9 protein-coding genes are annotated in these 9624 nt (G+C 59.7%); 5 read left to right on the forward strand and 4 right to left on the reverse strand.

Features of this window, described 5'->3' with window-relative positions; genetic code table 11:
- The first annotated feature begins 288 nt into the window (after window positions 1-288).
- Window positions 289-1434 (forward strand): pyruvate dehydrogenase (acetyl-transferring) E1 component subunit alpha, encoded by a 1146-nt coding sequence (pdhA, locus tag ACOVQ0_RS08170; protein ID WP_421882672.1) that lies wholly within the window; start codon window positions 289-291, stop codon window positions 1432-1434.
- A gap of 1 nt (window position 1435) precedes the next feature.
- Complete coding sequence (locus ACOVQ0_RS08175) at window positions 1436-2809, forward strand: pyruvate dehydrogenase complex E1 component subunit beta (protein WP_421882675.1); 1374 nt, start codon at window positions 1436-1438, stop codon at window positions 2807-2809.
- A gap of 78 nt (window positions 2810-2887) precedes the next feature.
- Here the strand turns inward: ACOVQ0_RS08175 and ACOVQ0_RS08180 are convergent, their stop codons facing one another.
- The 3 genes from ACOVQ0_RS08180 to ACOVQ0_RS08190 are packed head-to-tail and all read right to left on the reverse strand — an operon-like array spanning window position 2888 to window position 6074.
- Complete coding sequence (locus ACOVQ0_RS08180) at window positions 2888-3550, reverse strand: TadE/TadG family type IV pilus assembly protein (RefSeq protein WP_421882697.1); 663 nt, start codon at window positions 3548-3550, stop codon at window positions 2888-2890.
- 5 nt (window positions 3551-3555) lie between these two features.
- Entirely contained in the window at window positions 3556-4098 is a 543-nt protein-coding gene (locus tag ACOVQ0_RS08185) for a TadE/TadG family type IV pilus assembly protein (RefSeq protein ID WP_421882679.1), read from the reverse strand.
- Window positions 4099-4148: 50 nt separating this feature from the next.
- Window positions 4149-6074, reverse strand: a complete 1926-nt coding sequence (locus tag ACOVQ0_RS08190; protein WP_421882683.1) for a pilus assembly protein TadG-related protein — start codon at window positions 6072-6074, stop codon at window positions 4149-4151.
- 181 nt (window positions 6075-6255) lie between these two features.
- Between ACOVQ0_RS08190 and ACOVQ0_RS08195 the strand changes: the two genes are divergently transcribed.
- Entirely contained in the window at window positions 6256-6843 is a 588-nt protein-coding gene (locus tag ACOVQ0_RS08195; protein WP_421882686.1) for a hypothetical protein, read from the forward strand.
- Between the two features lie 92 nt (window positions 6844-6935).
- Window positions 6936-7412: a hypothetical protein gene (locus ACOVQ0_RS08200; RefSeq protein ID WP_421882688.1), complete on the forward strand. Its 477-nt coding sequence runs from the start codon at window positions 6936-6938 to the stop codon at window positions 7410-7412.
- A 3-nt stretch (window positions 7413-7415) separates the two neighbouring features.
- Here ACOVQ0_RS08200 and trmFO read toward each other — a convergent pair whose 3' ends face one another.
- On the reverse strand, window positions 7416-8783 hold the full coding sequence (gene trmFO, locus ACOVQ0_RS08205) for a methylenetetrahydrofolate--tRNA-(uracil(54)-C(5))-methyltransferase (FADH(2)-oxidizing) TrmFO (protein ID WP_421882691.1): 1368 nt from the start codon (window positions 8781-8783) through the stop codon (window positions 7416-7418).
- 68 nt (window positions 8784-8851) lie between these two features.
- Between trmFO and ACOVQ0_RS08210 the strand changes: the two genes are divergently transcribed.
- A complete protein-coding gene (locus ACOVQ0_RS08210) occupies window positions 8852-9508 on the forward strand; it encodes a lysoplasmalogenase family protein (protein WP_421882694.1) in 657 nt (218 codons plus the stop codon).
- The last annotated feature ends 116 nt before the right edge of the window (window positions 9509-9624 follow it).

A 9624-nucleotide genomic window follows, 5' to 3' on the forward strand; every position in this document is an offset into this window, starting at 1 on the left:
AGCATCAGACTACGAATCTGAGGGTCGGACGTTCGAATCGTTCCGGGTGCGCCAATCATACTACTCGTTGCAAAGCTCGCCTCTGGCGGGCTTTTTTATTGCGCAGTCAGCATCACTTTCGCTGCGCTCGCGAACAGATAACCAAATTGGCACGCGAATTTTGCATAGGTATCCACGAAAGGTTCGTTTCCAGCGAACGGCGTTGCGCATGGCTCCTACTAAGGTATAGGCTCGCCAAGCATTTCGGACGTTACGGAATGTGAGGCTGCCATAAAAGGAACCCCAGACTTGGCCAAACCCGCCAGGCCCAGTGCCGCCAAACCCGCCACAAAGACCCCCGCGAAACCGGCAAGTCCCCGCGCTGCCAAGGCGGCTGCGGAACCGGTAATCGCATCCTCGGTTGCTGAAGAAGCTGCCTTTGCGCTGCGCAGCCTACAGCAGGCTCACGCCAACAACCGGCGGTTTGATGCCAGCGACGAGGAACTGCTGAAGTTCTACGAGCAGATGGTGCTGATTCGCCGCTTCGAGGAAAAGGCGGGGCAACTCTATGGCCTCGGCCTGATCGGCGGTTTCTGCCACCTCTACATCGGTCAGGAAGCTGTCGCGGTCGGCCTGCAGTCGGCGCTCAAGGAAGGGCACGACAGCGTGATCACGGGCTACCGCGATCACGGGCACATGCTGGCTTACGGCATCGATCCAAAGGTGATCATGGCCGAATTGACCGGACGCGGCGCGGGTATTTCGCGCGGCAAGGGCGGTTCGATGCACATGTTCAGCACCGAGCACAAATTCTACGGCGGTCACGGCATCGTGGGGGCGCAAGTCCCGCTGGGCGCAGGCCTTGCCTTCGCGCACAAGTATCGCGGCGATGGTGGCGTGTGCATGGCCTATTTCGGTGATGGCGCTGCGAATCAGGGCCAAGTCTACGAAACCTTCAATATGGCCGCGCTGTGGAAGCTGCCGATCATCTTCGTGGTCGAGAACAACGGCTACGCAATGGGCACGGCGGTAAAGCGCGGGTCGGCTGAAACGCATTTCTATCGTCGCGGCACCGCGTTCCGCATTCCGGGCATGGACGTGAATGGCATGGACGTGCTCGAAGTGCGCCAGGCTGCCGAAGTGGCGCTGGAATACGTGCGTGCGGGCAATGGTCCGGTTCTGATGGAGCTGAAGACCTATCGCTATCGCGGCCACTCGATGTCTGACCCGGCGAAATACCGCAGCCGTGAAGAAGTGCAGGACATGCGCGACAATCACGATCCGATCGAGGGTGCCAAGGCCGAACTGCTGAAGCGCGGCGTGACCGAAGAGAAGATCAAGGAAATCGACAAGCGCATTCGCCAGACCGTGGCGGAATCGGCCGATTTTGCTGAAACCTCGCCCGAGCCGGATATGACCGATCTCTATACCGATGTGCTGGTGGAGACCTATTGAGATGGCGATCGAACTGAAAATGCCCGCGCTCTCCCCGACGATGGAAGAGGGCACGCTGGCCAAGTGGCTGGTCAAGGCCGGTGACGAGGTGAAATCCGGCGACATTCTGGCCGAGATCGAAACCGACAAGGCGACGATGGAATTCGAAGCCGTGGACGAAGGCGTGATCGCCGCAATTCTCGTTGCCGAAGGCACCGAAGGCGTAAAGGTCGGCACGGTCATCGCCACGATTGCTGGCGATGACGATTCGGCTGCACCAGCAGTAGAACAGAAGGCACCTGAGAGCGCGGCTCCCGTCGCCGTGCAGGACGCAAAGGCCAAGGCTGCAGCGGCGATTGCACCGAAGAGCGATGCCAAGCCGGCCGCCGATCCCGAACTGCCCGCAGGCACCACGATGGTGCCCACGACCGTGCGCGAAGCGTTGCGTGATGCGATGGCCGAGGAAATGCGGGCTGATGACCGCGTTTTTGTCATGGGCGAGGAAGTTGCCGAATACCAGGGCGCTTACAAGGTTACGCAGGGGCTTCTCGAAGAGTTCGGGCCGGAGCGCGTGATCGATACGCCAATCACCGAATATGGCTTTGCCGGTATCGGCGCGGGCGCGGCGATGGGTGGCTTGCGTCCGGTGATCGAGTTCATGACGTTCAACTTCGCCATGCAGGCGATTGACCACATCATCAACTCGGCGGCCAAGACCAACTACATGTCTGGCGGCCAGATGCGCTGCCCGATCGTGTTCCGTGGGCCGAACGGTGCGGCGAGCCGTGTGGGTGCGCAGCACTCGCAGAACTACGGACCTTGGTATGCTGCCGTGCCCGGCCTCGTCGTCATCGCACCTTATGACAGCGCCGATGCCAAGGGCCTGCTTCGCGCGGCAATCCGTAGCGAAGATCCGGTTGTCTTCCTCGAAAACGAACTCGTCTATGGCCGCACGTTCGATGTGCCGCAGATGGATGATTTCGTCCTGCCCATCGGCAAGGCACGCATTGTCCGTCCCGGCAAGGACGTAACCATCGTGTCCTATTCCATCGGCGTTGGCTTCGCGCTTGAAGCAGCGGCAAAGCTGGCGGACGAGGGCATCGATGCCGAAGTGATCGATCTGCGCACGCTGCGTCCGCTGGACAAGGACACCGTGCTTGCCTCACTCGCCAAGACCAATCGCATGGTCGTAGCCGAAGAAGGCTTCCCGGTCTGCTCCATCGCGTCGGAAATCATTGCCATCGCGATGGAAGAAGGCTTCGATCATCTCGACGCCCCAGTGGTTCGCGTGTGCAACGAGGACGTGCCGCTGCCTTATGCGGCCAATCTGGAAAAGGCCGCGCTGATCAATGCGGATAAGATTGCAGAAGCCGTGCATAAGGTCTGCTATCGCTGACCTTTACAGGGGTTTAGCCTGACAATGAGAAGGGGGTAGCGGTCATACCGCTGCCCCCTTTTTGCCTGTGCGATGAGTTCAGGAAATGCCGTCGTACACATTGCACCGCGCCACGGGATCGGGCGAAACGGCATTTCGTTGATAAATCTGGCTGAGGTCGCGGTCGTCACGCACGTTGAACGTCGCTGTCGTGCGGATCACCGGGTCGCCCACGAAGGTGTCGCTGATCAGCGGTTGATAGGCATATTCGATCTCGACGAAGATCACCGCATCATCCTTGGCGGCGGTAACTTCCTCGCCCGCTGGTCCCATGCCGCCCAGCGAACCGTCGGTGCCGGTGCCTTCAGGGCCATAGGTTGATTGATAGTCACGCTTTCCCTTGCAGCGCTGCCAGTGGATGTATTGGGTGTCTGCGGTGGATGGTACGACTTCGAGGCTGCTGATCACGACGCGCCCGTGTTCGAACAGATCAAGGTTGCCCGACTGCACGTTCGCGCCAGAAAGAATGTCATTGATGTCGCTCTCATAGATCTTGAGCGATTCGAGCATCGAAACATCGCCGATTCGTGAACCATTGTCGGCAATCTGCATTGCAAGCTGGCTGACACGCATATGCGTGATCGCCAGGCTGCCCAATTCCGCGCCCCACATGCCCAGCATCAGGACCACGGGCAGGCCCAGTGCCATTTCAACAGCCGCAACGCCGGACCGCGCACGCGCAAGCCGCTTCAAGACAGACATGCGCTTCACGTGCAGTTCCCCACTTTGGCGACGCTTTTCTGCAAGTCGTAGGGTTGGTTGCGCAAAACAGTCGATGCGGTGTTCGTCACCGTTTCGGGTAAGCCTATCAGCGATGCCATTGGAAACTTGCGGGAATACCGCATGGAAACGGTGTAAAGCACCGCGTCGCGGGCGCCGCCCAATCCTGCGGTGCCGCGATCCTGATCCCAGGTGCCGTTGCCGTTGGCGTCTTCATAGGCCTCGCCATCGTCACACACCCCGTTGGTGTTTGCGTCCGTAAAATCTTCCGCCACACCCACATCCGAAAAGTTCGCATAGGCTTTGCGCGAAAAAGTCAGTGTGGCATCGGGAACCACTTCCACCACCTCTTGCCTGATCATGTCGTCGATCGAACCGACAAGCATGACGGCGCCTTCGACGGTCGATGCGCGGGCAGCTCGCTGCAATGCGCCTTGCAGCATCGTGTTGGCGTAGACCGTATATCCCATGTCGAACAGGCCCATGAGAACCAGCGCGAGAGTAGGGGATATCAGCGCGAACTCGACCACGGTCGCGCCATCATTGGACCGCGTGAGGGCTTGGAGTGTCCTGCAAAGGGTCACAACGCCAACCTCAGATCACCGATCGACTTGGCGATCTTCTTGAAGGCGTCGTCCAGTTCTGCGGCATTGTTCGCCCGGAAATAGTATCCTTCACCTGCGCAATTGGTCATGATCGGGTTGAGTTCGGTGCCAAAGGCCACGAACCACACCTTGAAGTTTTTCTTCTTGGCCTGCTCGCAAACGAACGAGAACCGCTTTTCGATCGTCTGCGTCAGGGTAAGTGAGGAAGTGGGGCTCCATCGGCGCTGCGAAAGAGGTTCCACGCCATAGGAAGCGTAGCTGATATCAAGTGATGAGGTCTGGCCATCGGTCAGGAAGATCAGGTGTCTGCTCGTCCGCTGCCGGGCCGAAACATCGACGTTGTCGGCTGCGAAGATGCCCGTGGGGGACAGCAGCCGGGCGGCCCAGATCATGCCGATATCGTGATAGGTGCTTCCTGCGGCGACCAAGCCGTCGATATAAGCATCATAATCTGCTTGCGCCCACACCTGCAGCTTGCGTGCGGGGGTAGGGCAGGCAGCAAAACCGGCCACGCCCGGCGCCAGATATTCGTCATTTGTACTGACGGCGGAAGTCATGAAGTTGCCAGTGCCATTCCACAACCGGGCGCGTTCGTAGATGATCGAGGGGTACATCGGCCGCCATTGCGTATCTGGATCGCCTGCGGTGGGGACGAGATCGATGTCCAGATCCTTCGCGCGACCGAGGTCTACGTTGTCGAAATCATCAATCTGGTAGGTTTCACGCTCTTCGATGCACCCGTTAGAAGCAGTGCGCCAATCGGTCGTATCGCGCCTGACATCCTTGTAGAGCCATGAGGTGCCACTGCCGACGGTCGGTTCGGTTATGTAGCGATAGGTGTCTACATAGTTCGCGTAGGTGGTCGTCGAAAGGGTGCAGGTGCTGCCTGCAAGGCTTACCGAATAGACGTCACCGTTGCGCGTGCGCATATAGGTGTAGATGGTACGCGTACCATCAGGGTCGGTTACCGCTTCAGTCGTGGTTGATTGCAATGCCGTACCGGTGGTCATCGTGTTGGCAGGCTTGGTGCAGGTGAAACCACCAAACCCGTTGGATGTTGCGGCAGATGTGGATGTGCGCGTGTAGTAGGTTCCTGAAACTGGCGATACTGCGCTGTAATATCCGTACAGGGCACCGGCGTTCTTTCCGCCGACAAGCGTCCGGGATGGATAGTCCCACTCCGAAACCATCCAGTCGTCCTTGAGCAATCCTCCAACATTTACATTGGTCGAATAGGGGACAAAGCCAAAGCGTATCCGACTTTCGGGTTGGCGAGTGCTTTCCATCGTGGTGTAGAAGTCTTTCACCACGGCTTTGAGGACAGATATCTTTGGCGTCGTATCGTCCGGGTTGCTTTCTGCCATCGACCCGGTGACGTCGAGCGCCATGATGATATCGGTGTTGGGCACCGTCAGTTCGGCCTTGCAAGAAACCGATATTTCGATCTGATCCTTGCCAAAGAAATGCATGATGTCTGTCGGCAGTACTACCGATGCCACACCCTCGATCGAATTGGCTTCGCCAATTGCCATCGAAAACTGCCGATCGATGGAATTGTAGATGCCGTCGGCGAAGTTTGCGTTGAAGAAGCGGTTACCTTTGGTGACGATGATCGCACCATCTTCATCAGCGTCAAAATTGCTGATTGCCCCCAATTCTTTACGTGCGCCCAAGACACCGGCGTCACAGGCTTGCTGGAGTCGCGACTCGACGAGATAGGCCCGCCCCATGTCAATGCTCGACCCGACCAAGGCGAGTAGGGGAACGATCGAAAAACCCAGAATCATCAGCGCGTTGCCACTGGTGTCCTGCGCCAGATCAGCAAAAGCCCGCAGTGCGCGTTGCAGCACGGCGCGCGCAGGCACAACACGGCGTAAGAGGGGCATATCCGCACGAAACATGTGGCCCTCATAGTGAAAGATACTTAATTCAACGCAAAGGTTGCACGGTGATCGCTTAACCTTGCTGGCCGATCATTCGCACCGCAAAATCCCCAACGCACGACAGCTCGCGGTGATTTCAACCTGCCTGCCTATCGAGTAGGGGCGTGTTCGGAATTCGGTTAAGCGAGGCAAGAAACGAATGCACGAGCACGATCAGCCGCTGGTTGATGATCTCGACCCAAGGCACCGTATTGCGCTTGCCTATGCACCAAAGGCCGCGCGCCCTGCCTGGTACGCCTTGCTGTTGCTGGAGCGCAAATTGGCAGATGCGGCACGACCGGGGCGCGACCCGATGATGATTCAACTGCGCTTGGCGTGGTGGCGTGACAGGCTGGCGGAGGATGCGGAACACTGGCCTGTCAGCGAACCAGCCTTTGCACACCTCAAGGCATGGCGCGGGGAACATCGGTGCCTGTCGGCGCTGGTCGATGGGTGGGAAGCAAGCATTGTGGGTGAGGATGAGGGGCGTGAACTGGCTGCGGCGAGAGTGGCCAGCTATGTCGCGCTGGCTGAGCTGCTGGGCGCCGGTTCACCTGAAGTAGTGCGCTCTGCGGTGAATGATATTGATAATCCGCAGACCGCATCGCCTCTGCCAACGCCTGTGCCCCGCGCCATGCGTCCGCTTGCCGTGCTGCGCGCTTTTGCCGTGCGTGAGGTGCGCGGAGGGAAACCCACGCCCTTTGCCGATCTTGTGCGGGTGATGCGGGCGGGCCTGCTGGGACGCTAAAAGTGCAAGTCCTGCCAAAGCGGTAGCATCTCACCCTGCGGATACGCCCCACTCCCGATTAACTTTGCCTCCGCAATGGAGCGCAAAATACGATGATTCGAGGGTTGCTCGGCGGCTTGGCCGCGCTGATGCTGGTTGCTGCCGGGATATTCTGGTGGCAAGGGCGTGCCGAGACGGGGTTCGGCGGTGAAGCACCCGCGCTTCCCGTGGCCGAAGCGCCTGAAGCCGAACCCGAAGACCTGCCCAGCGCTGATGCCGATGGCATGATGGGCGTTGCTCCGCCGGAAGCGACGACCATTGGGCGTGAAACGCGCCGCTTCAATCTCGTGGACAAGGATCGCGACAACCGGATCAGCCGCACCGAAATGCTCAGCGGCCGCGCCCGCGATTTTCGCAAGCTCGACAAGGACGGAAACAATCTTCTGACCTTCGACGAATGGGCGCACACTACCGTCGACAAATTCAAGGGGGCTGACGGGAACGCCGACCTTTTCCTTACCCGCGAGGAATTTGCGACAACACGCCCCAAGGAGCGGCCAAAACCCAAGCAGAAGTGCGCCTGCAAATAGCGATCAGGCCAGCGTTCCCAGCCACCCCACCAGATCGCTCTTGGCGCGTTCGGTATAGGCCTCCTTGCGCGCCTTCTTCTTCACATCGTGCAGGGGCGGGAAAAGGCCGAAGTTGACGTTCATCGGCTGATAGCTTTCCGCTTCGGCATCGCCGGTGATATGCGAAAGCAGTGCGCCCAGCGCTGTGGTCCGCGGCGGTTCCGTCCATGTGCGGCCTGCGATCTGCGCAGCAGCCATAAGGCCAGCCAGCATCCCGACCGAGCCACTTTCGACGTAACCTTCGCACCCTGTTATTTGTCCGGCAAAGCGAATGTGCGGTGACGATTTCAGGCGCAACTGGCGATCGAGCAGTGTCGGCGAATTGAGGAAGGTGTTGCGGTGCAACCCGCCAAGCCGCGCGAATTCGGCCTGCTCCAGCCCCGGTATAGTGCGGAAAACGCGCACCTGTTCGGCATGTTTCAGCTTGGTCTGGAAGCCGACCATGTTCCACAACGTGCCAAGCTTGTTATCCTGCCGCAGCTGCACCACGGCATAGGGCCAGCGCCCATTGGGGTGTTCTTCGGTCGCCCAGTGCGGATTGTCGAGGCCAACCGGCTTCATCGGTCCGAACCGCAGGGTTTCCACGCCCCGCGCAGCCATGACTTCGACCGGCATACAGCCATCGAAATAGGGAGTGTTGGCCTCCCATTCCTTGAACTCGGTCTTGTCGCCCGCCAGTAGTTCCTCGCGGAAAGCGAGGTACTGGTCTTTCGTCATCGGGCAGTTGATGTAGTCGCGTCCATCGCCGCCCATCGCCAGCGACGCTTCCGCGCCCTTGTCCCAGCGCGAAGCCATCCATGCCACCTCCATATCGATGGATTCGCGATAGACGATGGGCGCGATGGCATCGAAAAAGGCCAGACTATCAGCCCCCGTGGCAGCGCCGATATTCGTTGCCAGCGATGGGGCAGTAAGCGGACCGGTGGCGATGATGGTCAGTCCATCGGACGGCAGAACGTCTACCCGCTCACGCACCAGTTCCAGCGTAGGCTGTGCCCGCAAGGCGGCCTCGACCTCGGCGGAAAAGACGTCACGATCAACGGCAAGCGCTGAACCGGCCGGTACGCGTGCCTTTGCGGCTGCGGCCATAAGCAGGCTGTCGCACTGGCGCATTTCGTAGTGCAGCAGGCCGACCGCGTTCTTTTCGTCGTCGTCGGAACGGAAGGAATTGGAGCAGACCAGTTCGGCCAGACCATCGCCATTGTGGGCAGGTGTCCTATCGCCGCCTCCGCGCATTTCTGACAGCCGCACGTGAATCCCGCGCCGCGCCAATTGCCAGGCAGCTTCGCTTCCGGCCATGCCGCCGCCGATGATATGAACCTGATGCGTCATGGGCTTGCCCTTGGCATTGCCGTGCCGCTGCGGCAAGACCGTCTGGATAACATGAGGGAAGGGGACCAGTGCCGAAGCGTGCGTTGATCGAGAAGCGGCCGTGGTTGGTGGCAAGCCTTCTTGCCGGTGTCAGCTATTGGCTGGCGGCCAAGGGCCATGTGCCGGGGCTGTGGTTGATTCTCTGGAAAGGTGCAGGGGTGGCCCTGCTGGCGGCATATGCGTGGGCGCATCATCCATCGCGTAACGCGCATCTGATCGCGCTGGTCATGGCCTTGGGCGCTCTGGGCGACATGGTTCTCGAAGTGAACTTCACAGGCGGCGCAATCGCATTCCTGCTCGGCCACCTTGCCGCCGTTTCGCTTTACGTGAAGTTCCGGCGGACGCAGTCGTCAGGAAGCCAGAAGGTGGCAGCGGTTACCACGCTGATCGCGGTGCCGTTGATTTCCTATCAACTGACCGGAAGGCCGGAGGTGGCGCTCTATGCTCTTAGCCTTGGTGGGATGGCGGCTGCTGCGTGGCTGAGCAGTTTTCCGCGCTACCGTGTGGGGATTGGCGCGATGATGTTCGTCGCCTCCGATCTGCTGATATTCGCGGGTATGGGGTCGCTGGCCGACAACGCAATCCCCGGCCTGCTGATCTGGCCGCTTTACTACTTCGGTCAATTTCTGATCTGCACCGGCGTGATCACCTCACTGCGGGCGCAGGGCGAATTCGCGAAGAGGTAATACCAACCTGCAGTGATCCCGACCTATGAGGATTGCCTGTTCCCGTTTGCTGGCTAGGAGCAGTCGCAGCGGCGATGTGGTTCATCGTCGCAAGGCTGCGACGACGACCAGCGAGC

The organism is Novosphingobium sp. (genome assembly GCF_049240505.1).
In the GTDB taxonomy this organism is placed as follows: Bacteria; Pseudomonadota; Alphaproteobacteria; order Sphingomonadales; family Sphingomonadaceae; genus Novosphingobium.